The sequence below is a fragment of the Paenibacillus sp. FSL R7-0026 genome (assembly GCF_038004485.1).
Lineage (GTDB): Bacteria > Bacillota > Bacilli > Paenibacillales > Paenibacillaceae > Paenibacillus > Paenibacillus xylanexedens_A.
Genome location: NZ_JBBORG010000001.1, coordinates 4,043,147 through 4,058,258 on the forward strand (window position 1 = coordinate 4,043,147; position 15,112 = coordinate 4,058,258).

Here is a 15,112-nt window from a genome sequence, read left to right on the forward strand (position 1 = left end):
GCGAACAATATTTGAATACCTTCAATAAAAAGGTACATTTGTGTTTCCCGCTTCTAAACTAAACCTTTGCAATACGAGTCTGTCCTAGTCAGCTCCAGCATAAGAATGTAATCCGGCAATGATCAGATTCACTCCAACCAGCGTAAACATGACCACCAGGAAGCCAAGAACTGCAAGCCATGCAGACTTCTGACCTTGCCAACCTCTGGATAAACGCAAATGCAGATACACACTATAATATAGCCATGTAATCAATGCCCACACCTCTTTGGGGTCCCAACCCCAAAAGCGACTCCAGGCAATCTGAGCCCAGATCATGGCAAAAATTAATGCTCCCAGCGTAAATATCGGAAAACCAATGGCAATCGCGCGATAACTTATCTCATCCAGATCATCCGCATCGATTCCATCCATCATTGGCTGTAACGCTTGTCCAAGTGGTCTGCGCACAAGAAGTCGTACAATTCCATACAGGATCAGACCTACAATAAGTGACCAAACCACCGTATTCAGCTTGCGCCCGGCATTTACCCCGTTCATCCAGGAAGGCGTCTCAAGTAAAGGTTTTTTCATGCCAAGAAACGGTGTCATGCTCTCCACTTCGCTATTATATGGTGCAAAAATCGGAGGCATGCGATAAATCACTTTCTCTATTGTACTATTTTCCTGTACCTCTGTGTCAATGCTGACCGTTTTCTGCACAAAAACCGCCTCGTAACCAGCTGTACGAAAGGCAAATACCGTTCCGATAAATCCGATGACTACAACGATTGTAATCAGGGTGAATTCAACCCATCCTCGTTGACGTCTTGAAGACTTGTCTTTACCACTGAAATCAACAGTACGGAGCAAATACATGAACCCTGCGGCAAAACCCACGGCGAAGAATGCTTCACCAAGCGCGGCCAACGTCACGTGAATTTTCAGCCAGATGGACTGAAGTGCCGGGATTAATGGTTGTACCTCCTGAGGAAATACAGCGGCATACGCCATAATAATAATGGTAAGTGGTAACGCAAACAAACCCAGTAATGACTTGCGGTATATGGCATATACAACAATAAATGCAACCATAATCATCATGGACAGAAAAGACATGAACTCATACATGTTACTAACCGGGATATGACCTGCCCCAGCCCATCGGGTTACAAAAAATACGATATGTGCCGCCAAGGCAACAGTTGAAGCGATAAAAGCTCTTTTACCCCAGCGATTCATATGGTCCAGAGGATCACGATTACTCCATTTTTTGCCCATGACCGCGACAGCATATAACAAGAATGCAGCACAATAGAGAAAGAAAGATACAATAAATGCGTCGCTGCTGAAATCCAATAAATTCATGCCTGGTTCCCCCCGTTATCCAACGACTTCTCTTCAACTTCCAGATTCATCTGTTTTAACACGGCCGCAACTTCACGCCTGAAGCCAAACCAGTTTTTGTTGGTATGTCCACCCAAGGTGAGCTGTTGATCATCAAAACGAATCCAGATGCGGCGATGATGCCAATAAAAACCCATGACCAGACCCAACATGACAATACCGGCTCCTACCCAGACAAAAGGCATTGCCTTATCCACTCTTATATTGAGATAACTTACGGACTGAATAATATCGACCTTGTCCATGCTGTCTACTTCCAGCTGTAAAGGAATCTCAGCTCCAATCAACTGTTGGTTAATCGCATCTTGTTGAAACCGTTGTTTATCAATCTGCTTCGCAAAGTACAGATATTGTATCCCCTCTTCGGGCAGATCCGGTCCCTTGATGAGAAAGAGAAAAGCAGGTGCATTAGGTGAAGGCGATTTTGATTTGGGCTGACCATTCTCATCTAATCCAAAGTCCATAAACTTTTCTTTTACCGTGAGCTTATAAGGACCAGCTTCAAATGTTCTTTGGGTATCTACCATATCGATCTTAATTGGCCCATATACTTCACCCGTCTTTGTATTGACCAGATCAGGCGTTACGGACCGAATGGTGGGTGTTAGATCATAATCAAACTGATAGGCTTTCAGACCGTTATAATTCAATGGATGATTCACCCGCACATCATGTCTGGCCACCTCAGCTAACTGAGGTTTCTTCGAAAGATCCGAACAATCTGCTGTACATTCATACAAAACAACTTTTGTTTCAAAAAGTTTTGGAACAGTCTTATTCAGGTTACGGAATTGCTCAGGCACTTCTTCCTCACTGTAGAATTCAACATTAAACTGTTCATTTTGCAGATACATCGACGTATTCGGGATCTTTTTGATCTCACCTTCAGGAAAAGCGACATGCTCATCCAGATTCAGACCAGGAAGTCCTCGTGCAAGCACCGCCAGCAAAAATATAATGAGTCCAATATGGATGACATATGGGCCCCAGCGACTGAATCGCTGTTTCTCGGCGAGTAATGCATCACCCTGGGTGTGTACGCGGTATCCTTTCTTTTTCAACGGAGTAACCGCTTTCTTAATCCAGTCTTCTGGTGCCTCTTCGATGGTACCTTGGTACACCAGACGCTGTCTTGTCAAAAATTGCGTATGCTTACGTATTCTCTGTTTATTCAGTGCTTTGTAGAGCGGTAGAACGCGATCCAGACTGCATATCACCAATGATGCCCCAATCAGCACCAGCAGTAGAATAAACCACCAGGATTCGTATGTATGGGATAAACCCAACAGATAATAGATATGACCCAATTGACCGTATGTTTCTTTGTAATACACGGAAGGATCAATATTCAAGAATGTACTTTCTTGCGGATAGATTGTACCAAGCATAGAACCTACAAGCGTAAAAACAATCATATAGACGGCAATTTTGACGGATGAAAAAAAGTTCCATATGCGGTCAATGATGTTGGGATTACTACGCTGTGAACGGCGCGCCATGCCATCATAACGCATTTCCAGCACTTCATCCGATTTAGCTTCAGACTCCAGCAGCGGTTTCCCACATGCTTCACATAGTACAGTGCCTACCGGATTCTGGTGTCCGCACTCACATTTGGTATTTTGGAACACGAATAGACCTCCTGTCAGGGCTGCTTCGCCAGTTGCGAAATTTGAGCGTCAAGTGTGTCCAAATCAAGTTGCCCGATATGAATGGTAGAGATTTTGCCCGTGTCGGATACAAAGAATGTTGTTGGCATCGGAGAGATCCCGAAATCACGAACCGAGTTTTTCTCCCGGTCAAGCATGATTGGAAACGTAACCCCAACCTGCCGCACAAAATTATCAACGGTCATCTGGTCTTCTCCAACATTAATTCCGACAAATTGTACTCCCTGGTCCTTCCATTTGTCAGCTTGCGCCTGAAGTGCAGGCATTTCTTTAACACAAGGTTCACACCACGTGCCCCAGAAATTGATCACCATCGCTTTTCCTTTGTACTCATCAGACGTATGAACTTGACCATCCAGGCCCAGCAGTTCAAAAGAAGGAGACTTGTCCCCTTCCTTTGGCTTGCCATTCGAGCCGGATACCGATGTGGTAATCGCATATCCGCCCAACACCAGGATCAATAACAAAATGACGATTTGCACCGTTCTTCTTGATTTGCCCATGTGCTGCTCCCCTTTTAAGTGACTGTAGCATTCGCATCTTATTGGTCTAAGACAACTGTGAACATCCTATGAACAATTATAGCGAATTTCGTCACAAAACTGCGGCGGTTTTATGAAAATTGTGTGTCCTCACATTACCTTTTTTTCATTTTTTTGGCTGGTTCTGATTGTGCGAGGGTAATCAGGTTGTTGACTTCTTCTTTGGTCAGATTACGTGTCAGACCACGTTTCAGGTTTTGTAGCAAAATACCACCAAACGAAATCCGTTTCAGACGGGTTACCGGATGGTTGATCGCCTCAAACATGCGTCTAACCTGACGGTTACGTCCTTCATAGATCGTAATGGAAATGACCGACTCATTAGCGGCTGTATCCACATCTTTGTACTCTACCTCTGCAGGAGCAGTCATGCCGTCATCCAGCATAATGCCTGTCTTTAATTTCTCCAGAGCTGTACCATGCGGCACACCTTTAACCGTTGCATGATACGTTTTGGGTACGTGATGCTTCGGATGCGTCAGCAAATGTGCAAACTCTCCATCATTGGTAAGGATCAATAAGCCCTCTGTGTCATAATCCAGACGACCCACAGGATATACGCGTTCCTTGACACCTTTCAGGTAGTCGGATACAATTTTCCGACCTTCCGGGTCAGATGCACTTGTGATTACACCTTTTGGCTTATTCAACATCAAGTACACTTTTTTCTCACTGCGGATTGGTTTTCCATTAACCGTAATCATATCCTCTTCGGGGTTCGCTTTTGTACCCAGTTCGGTTACGACCTCCCCGTTAACTTCTACTTTGCCGGACAGGATTAGTTCCTCGCTCTTGCGGCGGGATGCAATGCCTGCCTGTGCGATAATTTTTTGTAATCTTTCCATGTTTGTCATGTCACCTCACACTAATGATACCCATCACGCAGGGAAATCACAAGGATAATCCAAGGATTTTGCAAACTGGCGACACGAATATGCATTTTAGGCGACCTTCCCCTTTGAGATTGACGCAAAAAAAGCCTACCTTTACACGACCTGTTGAACACAGATGGTGTAAAGATAAGCCTTTTCCTCAAATCATTTAATTGGAAACTTTTCCTGCAACTGCAACTTGTTTTTTGGCAGGTTTAGTACTCTCTTTAATGAAAGTCTGCAATGTCTTGGAAGTAATATAATAGGTACGTCCACCGTACACAAATGTCATCATACCAATGACCCGGTTGTTCTGATCCAGAACAGGGCCACCTGAATTACCTTGTGCCATGGATTTCACAATACTGCCGATTCCCTTTTTACCTGGAACGTCCGAAGCTTGGGAACTGAACACTCTGCTTTTGGCTATCGTATTGTAGGTTGAAGGAAAATCTTCATCCAGGATGACAAGATCACCAGCAGGATTTTTAGGGAATCCAATGGTATAGACAACCTGGTTATCCCTTGCGTTTGCAAACGTGACCGGTTGGGCGTCTATTTCCTTGTCCAGCTTCAGCAGTGCCATATCTGTCACCGGGTCTGTCTTAATAATTTTTGCCTTTACAGGCTTACCCAAGGAACCCGGACTTGCAACACTCAGTGTACCTTCATCACCATCAGACAGTTCAGCAAAACTCTGAACGACATGATAATTCGTGAGCACTTCATCCTTTGAGATCAATATTGAGGTACCAACATCATAATATACCATATCGGGTTCATCCTGCTTAACCAAACGTACATTCACGACTGGAAAAGAATCCGCTGTGACTGCCATTTGTGCACGCAGCTGTTTATCGAAGTAACCTGTAAAATGTATCGTCTGAACGGCTTGAGCTGCCGCCAGCCCCGTTGACCCTGCGAGCATTGCAATAGCAAGCACGCTTGACATTCCGACACGGAGCATTCGTTTCCAACTCTTCTGCATGTCTCACTCTCCTCCGCTATTATTCTAGCATATCTAATATATCGGAAGGAAAGGAGATATCATTTAACCAAAAACGAGCAAACAAATGGCGAGGGCAGCAATAAAACCAATGACATCTGAAAACAACCCTACTTTGAGTGCATACCGACCGTTCCTTATGCCTACAGCCCCAAAATAGACAGTCAGCACATATAAAGTGGTGTCTGTACTCCCCTGAATCGTAGATGCCATACGTCCAATCATAGAGTCGGGACCATGGGTTTTGATCAGATCGGTTGTAAACGCTAGGGAGCCTGTCCCCGTTAAAGGACGCAGTATTCCGAGTGGTAACACTTCGCCTGGAACACCCATCCAGGACACCAGCGGAGCGAACAGGCTAATCACAAAATCCAGTGCACCCGAGGCACGAAATACGCTGATTGCGACCATCATGCCCACGAGATGCGGAATAATACTGATTGCAGTAGAGAATCCATCCTTGGCCCCATCAACAAAGGATTCGTAAACCGGGACCTTTTTGGTAAACGCATATAATGGAACAAACGCGATAATAACCGGGATGGCCCAGACGGAAATCCAGTTGATGAAGGTTAACAAAGATGCTCATCCTTTCATGCCGGGATTGCCACTTTTCTGTATGCGCGGCGGTTTGTGTAAAGCCCTGTTCCGATACCAGCGATCGGCGATTATAGCAGCAAATGTAGCGATAATAGTAGCCATCAATGTTGTTCCCACAATCTCTGTAGCATTGGCAGAATGATAGTTTAAGCGGATGGCGATCAGCGTTGTCGGAATAATGGTAATACTGGCCGTATTCAGAGCCAGTAAGGTGCACATGGCAGGAGAAGCAGTTTGTTTGTCCGGATTAAGCTCCTGCAGCTGTTGCATCGCTTTGATTCCCATCGGAGTAGCCGCATTTCCTAGCCCCAGCAGATTGGCACTCATATTGGAGAGGATATAACCCATCGCCGGATGATTTTTGGGCACATCGGGGAACAGGAAACCCACAACCGGACCGAGCAGCTTGGCAATACGAGCCAGTAGACCCGCATCTTCAGCCATTTTCATCATACCCATCCAGAACACAAGCACACTAATCAGTCCAAAACAGACCGTGACTCCCGTTGCCGCCCCATCAAAAGCAGCTTGCGTGACCACTTCAATATTGCCGTTGACGGCTGCAAAAGCAAATCCGATTAAAATCATGAGCAGCCAAATTAGATTAATCATGGATTATATCCTCCCTTCAATGGCGATTTAGCTAAGGAGACAACAGGTGGCTTAACACGGCACGCCATGCAGCTGCCCAGGAAGAGACATCACCGATTCCACCCAACGTTGCATCTTCTGTCTTCGGTTCAGGAGGAATATAACTCCCTTTGCGATACACCGGAATTGAGCCAACAAGTTTGCCATCAAGCTGCATATCAATGCGACCTGCCAATCCAAACGAAGGATCTGTCGATTGTTCCTTGCCTTCGACTTTCGTTTCCGACTGGGCGCGATTCTCGTGCAGAATCAACTTTTTGGTCAATGAACTTTTCTCACTCTCGGCCAGAGGATACCAGAATCCCCGGCCCGTAACAACATCTGTATTTTGCACAGGCTGTTCTTGCTTGGCGACCTCTACTAACGGGAAGTACTCAAACCCGAAATCCAGCATCCGAGCATGATCGTTCCAATCGTTTCCGTCGTTCAGCGTTACTGCGGCGAGCTGCTGTCCGTTACGTGTAGCGGAACTGACCAAACATCTGAAAGCTTTTTTTGTGTAGCCGGTTTTCACTCCATCCGCACCTTCATACATCCGCAACATTTTATTTTTATTGTGCCAAGAGTATTCCCAGCTTTCATTGGGGTTCGGTGCGGATTTGTCCTCCGTGGCTACGATGCGTTTGAACACCGGATTGTGCAATGCATATGCCGTTAATCGTGCCAAGTCGTTAGCTGTTGAATAGTGACCTTCTGCATCCAGTCCATGAGGGTTCATAAAATGAGAATGCGTCAGACCGATTTGCTCCGCCTTTTTATTCATTAACAGGACAAAGCCTTCTTCCGATCCACCGACATGTTCTGCGATCGCAGAGGCCGCGTCATTGCCTGAACGGAGCATTAGCCCGTACAACATGTTTTCAAGCGTCATCTCTTCACCTAACTTGAGATAGAGAGAAGATCCTTCTTTGGCAAAAGCTGAGGGAGACACTTTCACTTTATCATCCAGCTTGCTGTGTTCGATCGCTACGATCGCTGTCATGATTTTGGTCAAACTGGCAATTCGCAGTTCTTTATCCCCATCCTTGCTGTATAAGATCCGGCCTGATGTGACATCAATGAGAGCAGCGCTTTGCGCATGTGTAGACGGACCTTGAATCGTTGCCTGGGCTTGAGTAGCCCCTAATGAAGACAGCAAGAAGACAGGGATAAGCATGCATGCAAGAACTTTCGTTATTTTTCGCATCAATTCATTCCTCCGGGTCACTTGGAATCTTGTACTATCTTATGTTCGGACAACTTGGAGTATGTCCCATAGGGCAAAAACAGCAAAAATCCCTCACGCTGGGATGCGGGAGGGATCATGACGAAATGATTCAGCTATACGTTGATGGATCTGGTGTAACGGGTACACCTGTTGTATTCGTTGGTGTTGTATTCCGTTGGAACATGCCTTGAATTCGGTCCAAAACATAAGGGGTAGAGTCAATGAGTTTCTCAAACAGATGTGTGGAATTATCGAGTGGTACGATGTGTACCCCCTGTTTACCTACCACCAGGAACGCAATAGGACGTATGGATACACCGCCGCCACTACCGCCACCAAACGGAGAAGCAACTTTAGCCGAACTCGCATGTTCAGCAGAGGCACCCGTAGCACCACTTTTGCCACTACTTTCTCCATTAACGTGAAAATCACTACCACCGGCAGCAAATCCGAATCCCACCTTACTGATTGGCAGAATCACGGTACCATCTGGTGTTTCGACTGCATCGCCAACAATTGTATTGACATCCACCATGGCCTTGATATTTTCCATTGCGGTTTCCATTAAGCCTTGAATTGGATGATCTGACATTTAAATTCCCTCCAGTTTCAATGTAAGCTAGGTTTGATCTAACCATATCATCCCCAAACTTGAAGGGACTTATGTAATAAGCATTTTAAATACACTCACCAAATCCCAACCTTACATTCCCAAAAACAGACCGACTATGATGGTTTTTTATACTGTTGTCCCACTAAGCTTATTCTTTTGTTTCTCCTTATGCCTGCGGCGCTGTTCCTGAAGAAGCTTGAACCACATCCGCCATCCGCCTTCGACTTGAAGCACACGGGTGAGTAGTGTAACTCCAGCGATCAGAACGGCTGTAATCCGAATTTTCACTCTGAAATCAAGCTCCGTTCTAAATTCCATTTCATCGGACCATACCGGCATAACCTGAAGCACAGGTGTTTCATCAAAGCGGATCTGATAGGTGAGAAAACCAATAATAATGGACTTGATACTCCACACCCAGCCCGTCAGCACCGCTGTATATGCTGCATCACCAACGCCGATGTGGGTAGCCCAGGACAGTTGGGTCATATGTACGCGTGTAAGTGTTTGCTTCAGCCACAGCTTGAGCGCGTCCGTTGCCCTAAGCATGATTTTCACATCTTTAGCCCACTTTTTGACTTTGCGTTTGTTGACCCTCTCGCTTCCCTGGGCCTCCCCTCTCGAATGATTCATGGATTGTTCGGTCTTGACCAGAAAACCTTCCTTCATATTACGAAAAACAATACTCGGGATCTCATAGTTAATCCGCACAATTCCATAGAGAAGACGAACATTAATATTGGCGTAATCATCACTTTTATGTTTACTGAATGTAAAATGTACATGAACATTTGAGATGAGGACTGCGGCAATCAGCAATGCGAACAACAAACCGATTCCTCCAAGCCAAATCCACACAGGCCTTACCTCCAAGCCCTCAATTCTTTTCTCGTCTAGTATGGCACTTTGAATAGGAAAAAATTCACGTCTGACCTAAAAATCCCATTTCATATTTGTTTGGAAACTGTTCTATTCACCATTTATCTAAAAATAATGCACAAAAAAACCGACCCCACTTTGGGTGTCGGTTAATATGAACTTTCAATTAGAGTAAAGAATCCGTATTATCATCTTCGTTGTCGATATGACTTAGGTCATCCGCCGGATCAGCACTTTCCGGTTCCAGTTGTTGCAAATCCAGTTTGTTGAATAACAGTTGTGTCTCTTCCTCCAGGTTCTCCGAATCTTCGAACAAGCCTGGTTCCGGAAGGTCTTTAATTGAAGCCAAACCGAAATAATCCAGGAATGACTTGGTCGTTCCGTACAGAATTGGTCGTCCGATTGCCTCGGCTCGTCCCACTTCAATAATCAGATCCTTATTCACAAGCGTATGGATGGCTCGCTCCGATTTTACACCGCGGATTTCCTCAATCTCTACCCGTGTAATCGGCTGACGATACGCCACAATGGCCAGCGTCTCCAGAGCCGCTTGGGATAAGGATGTGCGTGCAGGAGAGTATGCCAGTTTCTCAAAATATACAGCGTGCTCAGGCAAGGTTCCCAGCTGAACTACCCCAGCAATTTTGAGAATCTGTACCCCTCGTCCCTGCTGTGAAAATTCATGAATCATCTCCTCAATCGCGTCCGTTACAAGCTCCACTCGCTGGTCGACGATCTCGGCGATTTGTTTGATACTCAGACCTTCTTCTCCGGACAAAAACAGCAGGCCTTCAATAATCGATTTCAATTTCGGAAAATCCATGATTCTTTGTTTCCCCTCTCCACTCCATAACGATATCCTCAAACATCCGTTCCTGATAACAGACAATCTGCTTCATCTTCATCAGTTCCAGCACCGCCAGAAAAGTGACAACAATCTCATGGCGATAGATATGCTCGTCCATCAACTTGGAGAATAACAGTCTGCCTCCCGGCCCCATACTTTCCAAAGCGCCGATGACATCCCGTATCCGGTCCTTAACCGAAATCTCATCCCGTTTGATTCGGGTTACAGTTGTGCGCTTCTCAGCCTTGCGTAGCGCCTTCTGAAAGGCTGCAATCAGGTCAGAGGTGTGTAAACCCTCAACCGGGTTCGATTGGGCTTCTACGGGCATATAGGGGCGCAGATCCTCGGGCTCTTTGGAAAATATAAGGCTGCGTTCCCACTCCCGTTCATGAAGATGACGCGCAATTCCCTTGTACTTGCGATATTCTATCAGACGTGCAATCAGCTCTGCACGTGGATCATAATCTTCTTCTTCCATAAAATCATAATCCTCGAAGTCCTCAATTACCGGTGGTTTAGGCAGTAAAAGTTTGCTCTTGATCGACAGCAATGTTGCTGCCATGACCAGAAATTCACTCGTAATATCCAGTTCCAGTTCCTGCATTGAATGCAGGTACGCCATGTATTGATCGGTAATATCGCTGATGGGAATATCCTGGATATGAATTTCAGCCTTATCAATCAAATGAAGCAGCAGATCCAAAGGCCCTTCAAAAGTCTCCAGTTTGTATGTAACTACCGTCACTAGACGAATCCTCCCGCCAGAAAAATACAAAACCCTGCTAAGCCGTCCGAATCCGGTTTCCCGTGTTCGTCTGCGCAAAGCAGGGCACTACTATTAAATAAGCACTATTTTAGCTGTTTCGTCAAGTTTGCCATCTCAATTGCCGCCGTAGCTGCATCCCAACCTTTGTTACCCGCTTTGGTTCCGGCACGTTCAATCGCTTGTTCAATATTTTCTGTTGTAACCAGTCCAAAGATCGTAGGCACGCCAGTTTTCAGGTTGATTGCTGCTACCCCTTTAGCCATCTCGTTGCACACATAATCGTAATGCGTAGTGGATCCACGAATGACAGTTCCCAAGGTAATCACCGCATCATACTTGCCGCTCTCCGCCATTTTCTGCGCAATCAAAGGGATTTCGAACGCACCTGGAACCCAGGCTACATCCACTTCATCATCCTGCACGCCGTGACGTTTGAATGCATCGAGCGCTGCGCTAAGCAATTTACTGGTAATGAATTCGTTGAAACGTCCAACGACAACTCCATATCGTGATCCTTCTGATACTAAATGTCCTTCAAAAAATTGTGGCATTCAAGTCATCTCCCTAACGGTATAATGTAATGTAAGTACCGGAAATCCTAATTAATCTCTTCCATAAATTACATGGTGAACGTTATTCATCTAAAATATATTTACTGTTCGTTTTGCTCGATATCATCAAACTTGAGCATATGCCCCAGCTTGGCTTGCTTGGTATGAAGATAAACCGTATTGTCCTCGTTCTCCTCCATCTGGATCGCGACACGCTCTACGACTTCAAGTCCATACCCTTCAAGACCTTTAATTTTACGAGGGTTGTTAGTTAGCAGTCTGATCTGACGAACCCCAAGGTCTTTCAGAATTTGAGCGCCAATTCCGTAATCACGCAAGTCGGCAGCAAAACCCAAACTCAGGTTTGCATCAACAGTATCCATACCTTCCTCTTGCAGCTTATAGGCTTTGAGCTTGTTGATCAGCCCGATACCCCGACCTTCCTGTCTCATATAGAGCAGTACGCCATTGCCTTCCTCGTGAATCTGTTTGAGTGCCGCATCAAACTGCGGACCACAGTCACAACGATGCGAATGGAATACATCACCTGTCAAACATTCAGAGTGCACACGTACAAGTACGGGTTTCGAACCATCAATTTCGCCTTTGACCAAAGCCACATGTTCCTTATTGTCCACAGCGTTTGTATAAGCCACCGCTTGAAACTCACCAAAGTCCGTCGGCATACGCACAGCCACTTCACGTTGAACCAGCTGCTCTTTTTCGTTACGGTAACGAATCATGTCCTGAATACTAATCAGCTTCAGATCATGTTTGCGGGCAATCTCCTGCAGATCCGGAAGTCTGGCCATCGTGCCATCTTCCTTAATTACTTCACAAATAACGCCGGCAGGGTAGGAACCACACATGATAGCAAGATCTACAGCCGCTTCCGTATGTCCGGCACGACGAAGTACTCCGCCGTCTTTTGCAATCAACGGGAACATGTGACCAGGCTTACGGAAGTCCCCGGCTTTCGCCTCAGGATCAATTAGACCTTTCACGGTAATAGAGCGTTCATGTGCCGAAATACCTGTTGTCGTATCTTTGTGGTCCACAGAAACGGTGAAGGCTGTTCCATGGAAATCCGTATTTTGTTGAACCATCGGTTTAAGGTTAAGTTCGTCCGCACGTTGTTGTGTAATCGGAACACAGACCAGACCTCTACCTTCAGTAATCATGAAATTAATAACTTCAGGTGTCGCCTTTTCGGCCAAAGCGATAAAATCGCCTTCATTCTCCCGATCTTCATCATCCACAACAATGACGGGTTTACCACGCATGAGATCATATATGGCTTCTTCTATTGTGTCCAGAATGGATTGTTCTGACATTGGTCCACCTCCAGTTAATTTCTGTTCTCTATTTATGCAAATCCGTGATTGGAGAGAAAATCTTCACTGATACTGCGCGGCTTGCCAGCACCCGTCTCCCGATGCCCTCTCCCATACTGGAGCAGATGATCCACATATTTGCCCAAAATATCGCATTCGATATTAATGGTATCCCCTGTCTTTTTCACATTTAGTACAGTTTCACCAATGGTATGCGGGATAATGGAAACCGTGAATGCGGTATCCGATGTATGGACAACGGTCAAACTAATGCCATCCAGTGTAACCGATCCTTTGGGGATCAGATATTTGAACAACTGGTGATCATCAGGCTTGATCTCAAACACAATCGCATTCTGATCACGTGTTATACTGCCAATCACTCCAGTACCATCAACATGGCCCTGAACGATATGTCCCCCAAAACGACCGCCTGATTGCATGGCCCGCTCCAGATTAACTTTACTGCCAGATTGCAGCTGACTGAGATTGGTATGGCGATAGGTTTCAGGCATTACATCGGCGGTAAAACCTCCACCTTCGAGCGTTGTTGCTGTTAAGCACACGCCGTTCACTGCTACACTATCACCAATCTTCAGATCGTCCATGATGGCGGAAGCTCCGATATTCAGGACCATCGCTTCGCCTTTCCGACCAATACGCCGGATCTGACCGACTTCTTCCACCAAACCGGTAAACATGCTGCCGCCTCCCTTTTTCAAGTTATAAAGAACCTAACTTTCTACTTTCAAATCCATTTATTTATTCAGGCCACACCGGAATACCGCCAATGCTGATATTATCTCCAACTTGTTCGATCTCCAACTGATTCAATTGAATCGCCTGATTCATACGTTCCACACCTTCGAAGCGGAAGCTTCCAGGTGTATCATAACCGCCTACAATCTTCGGAGCGATAAACATGAGCAGTCGATCAACCAACCGTGCCTCCAGCATGGCTCCATTCAAGGTGCCTCCACCTTCAAGCAAAATTGAACCAATCTCACGCTCACCCAACTTGCTAAGTCCGTTTAACAGATCCACACGTGGTCCAGGACCACAGCGTATAATTTCGACGCCGTAGGCTTCCAAACGTTCAGCAGCTTCAGGACTGGCTTCGTCTGTTGTCAGCACCCATGTTGGAGCAAGACCATCCTTAACCATTTTGGCACCTACGGGAAGACGTAACTTGGAATCCACTACAATGCGCACTGGACTAATGCCTTCGACTTGCAAACGGGTTGTAAGTTCCGGATTATCGGCAATCACTGTGTCGACCCCAACCATAATTCCCTGGTGACGATGACGAAGGGCATGCACAATCTCACGAGCGGGCTCGTTAGAGATCCACTTGCTGTCTCCGCTGCGAGTAGCAATTTTGCCATCCAAAGTAGTAGCCGTTTTCAGTGTCACAAAAGGTAGACCCGTTGTAATAAACTTAATGAATTTTTCATTCATGCGTCTTCCACGCTCACGCAGTACGCCAACTTCAACTTCAATGCCTTGTTGACGAAGCATGCTGATGCCCCTGCCGGATACTTGCGGATTTGGATCTTCACAACATACCACAACACGTTTCACCTTTTCATGAATCAGGCGTTCACTACAAGGTGGCGTCTTGCCATAATGACTACAAGGCTCAAGTGTAACGTATACCGTACTTCCTTCTGCATCACTGCCTGCCATGTTAAGTGCATGCACCTCTGCATGACCGGTTCCACGTTTCAGATGGCTTCCCAGGCCTACAATACGACCCTCTTTCACAACTACACATCCAACGACCGGATTAATCCCCGTCTGTCCCTGTGCTCGTTCCGCCATATCCAATGCCAGTGCCATATAAAATTCATCATTGATCATTTCCAAATCCGTTCACCCCGCGGTTTAAAGTCTTGTTTATTAAAAAATCCCCGTCGAACAATCAGTTCGATGGGGATGATGAGAGACAAATGTCACCAGCAGGAGTGAAATGGATACAGCACGCCAACACTTTGCCCAAAACTTCATTTCGGGCAAGTGAAAATAGACACATACCTTAATGAACATCAATTACAGGTAAAGAGCTTTTATAGTGCGGCATATGTATGGAACTGTCCGGCGTAACCGGATCTTCCCTGCACAGTGCAAGACATTACCAATCGTGACTGTGCAGCAATACTCCTGCTGAATGCAAACCTGTTAGGTCTGC

Annotated in this window: 16 protein-coding genes; all 16 read right to left on the reverse strand. The window is 45.9% G+C overall.

All coding sequences use genetic code 11. From position 1 onward, the window contains the following. Positions 1-84 precede the first annotated feature (84 nt). The 16 genes from ccsA to ribD all read right to left on the reverse strand — a co-directional run bounded on the left by ccsA (position 85) and on the right by ribD (position 14,790). On the reverse strand, positions 85-1,347 hold the full coding sequence (gene ccsA, locus MKY44_RS17810; protein ID WP_341008048.1) for a cytochrome c biogenesis protein CcsA: 1,263 nt from the start codon (positions 1,345-1,347) through the stop codon (positions 85-87). Continuing rightward, on the reverse strand, positions 1,344-3,017 hold the full coding sequence (resB, locus tag MKY44_RS17815; RefSeq protein WP_341008049.1) for a cytochrome c biogenesis protein ResB: 1,674 nt from the start codon (positions 3,015-3,017) through the stop codon (positions 1,344-1,346). The genes ccsA and resB overlap by 4 nt, the downstream gene beginning before the upstream one ends. A gap of 14 nt (positions 3,018-3,031) precedes the next feature. Beyond that, positions 3,032-3,559, reverse strand: a complete 528-nt coding sequence (locus tag MKY44_RS17820) for a redoxin family protein (protein WP_017687661.1) — start codon at positions 3,557-3,559, stop codon at positions 3,032-3,034. A 134-nt stretch (positions 3,560-3,693) separates the two neighbouring features. Next, complete coding sequence (locus tag MKY44_RS17825) at positions 3,694-4,443, reverse strand: pseudouridine synthase (protein WP_062835222.1); 750 nt, start codon at positions 4,441-4,443, stop codon at positions 3,694-3,696. 196 nt (positions 4,444-4,639) lie between these two features. Beyond that, positions 4,640-5,458, reverse strand: coding sequence for a S1 family peptidase (locus MKY44_RS17830; RefSeq protein WP_341008050.1), 819 nt, complete (start codon positions 5,456-5,458; stop codon positions 4,640-4,642). 63 nt (positions 5,459-5,521) lie between these two features. Further along, complete coding sequence (locus MKY44_RS17835; RefSeq protein ID WP_127550944.1) at positions 5,522-6,055, reverse strand: spore maturation protein; 534 nt, start codon at positions 6,053-6,055, stop codon at positions 5,522-5,524. Positions 6,056-6,061: 6 nt separating this feature from the next. Beyond that, a complete protein-coding gene (locus MKY44_RS17840; RefSeq protein ID WP_341008051.1) occupies positions 6,062-6,688 on the reverse strand; it encodes a nucleoside recognition domain-containing protein in 627 nt (208 codons plus the stop codon). Positions 6,689-6,719: 31 nt separating this feature from the next. Next, complete coding sequence (locus MKY44_RS17845; protein ID WP_341008052.1) at positions 6,720-7,913, reverse strand: D-alanyl-D-alanine carboxypeptidase family protein; 1,194 nt, start codon at positions 7,911-7,913, stop codon at positions 6,720-6,722. A gap of 130 nt (positions 7,914-8,043) precedes the next feature. Then, positions 8,044-8,526: a GerW family sporulation protein gene (gene ytfJ, locus MKY44_RS17850; RefSeq protein ID WP_341008053.1), complete on the reverse strand. Its 483-nt coding sequence runs from the start codon at positions 8,524-8,526 to the stop codon at positions 8,044-8,046. 147 nt (positions 8,527-8,673) lie between these two features. After that, positions 8,674-9,405, reverse strand: a complete 732-nt coding sequence (locus tag MKY44_RS17855) for a DUF2953 domain-containing protein (RefSeq protein WP_339186663.1) — start codon at positions 9,403-9,405, stop codon at positions 8,674-8,676. Between the two features lie 187 nt (positions 9,406-9,592). Continuing rightward, entirely contained in the window at positions 9,593-10,249 is a 657-nt protein-coding gene (gene scpB / locus MKY44_RS17860) for an SMC-Scp complex subunit ScpB (protein ID WP_341008054.1), read from the reverse strand. Continuing rightward, on the reverse strand, positions 10,218-11,018 hold the full coding sequence (locus tag MKY44_RS17865) for a segregation and condensation protein A (RefSeq protein WP_076328266.1): 801 nt from the start codon (positions 11,016-11,018) through the stop codon (positions 10,218-10,220). Before MKY44_RS17865 ends, scpB begins: the two co-directional genes overlap by 32 nt. A 104-nt stretch (positions 11,019-11,122) precedes the next feature. Beyond that, on the reverse strand, positions 11,123-11,590 hold the full coding sequence (gene ribH, locus MKY44_RS17870; RefSeq protein ID WP_017687651.1) for a 6,7-dimethyl-8-ribityllumazine synthase: 468 nt from the start codon (positions 11,588-11,590) through the stop codon (positions 11,123-11,125). Positions 11,591-11,691: 101 nt separating this feature from the next. Further along, positions 11,692-12,924 carry a bifunctional 3,4-dihydroxy-2-butanone-4-phosphate synthase/GTP cyclohydrolase II gene (locus tag MKY44_RS17875; RefSeq protein WP_076318983.1) on the reverse strand — a complete coding sequence of 411 codons (1,233 nt, stop codon included), beginning with the start codon at positions 12,922-12,924 and terminating at the stop codon, positions 11,692-11,694. A 32-nt stretch (positions 12,925-12,956) separates the two neighbouring features. Then, positions 12,957-13,625: a riboflavin synthase gene (gene ribE, locus MKY44_RS17880; protein ID WP_036607839.1), complete on the reverse strand. Its 669-nt coding sequence runs from the start codon at positions 13,623-13,625 to the stop codon at positions 12,957-12,959. A 61-nt stretch (positions 13,626-13,686) separates the two neighbouring features. Beyond that, a complete protein-coding gene (ribD, locus tag MKY44_RS17885; protein WP_167483687.1) occupies positions 13,687-14,790 on the reverse strand; it encodes a bifunctional diaminohydroxyphosphoribosylaminopyrimidine deaminase/5-amino-6-(5-phosphoribosylamino)uracil reductase RibD in 1,104 nt (367 codons plus the stop codon). Positions 14,791-15,112: the final 322 nt, after the last annotated feature.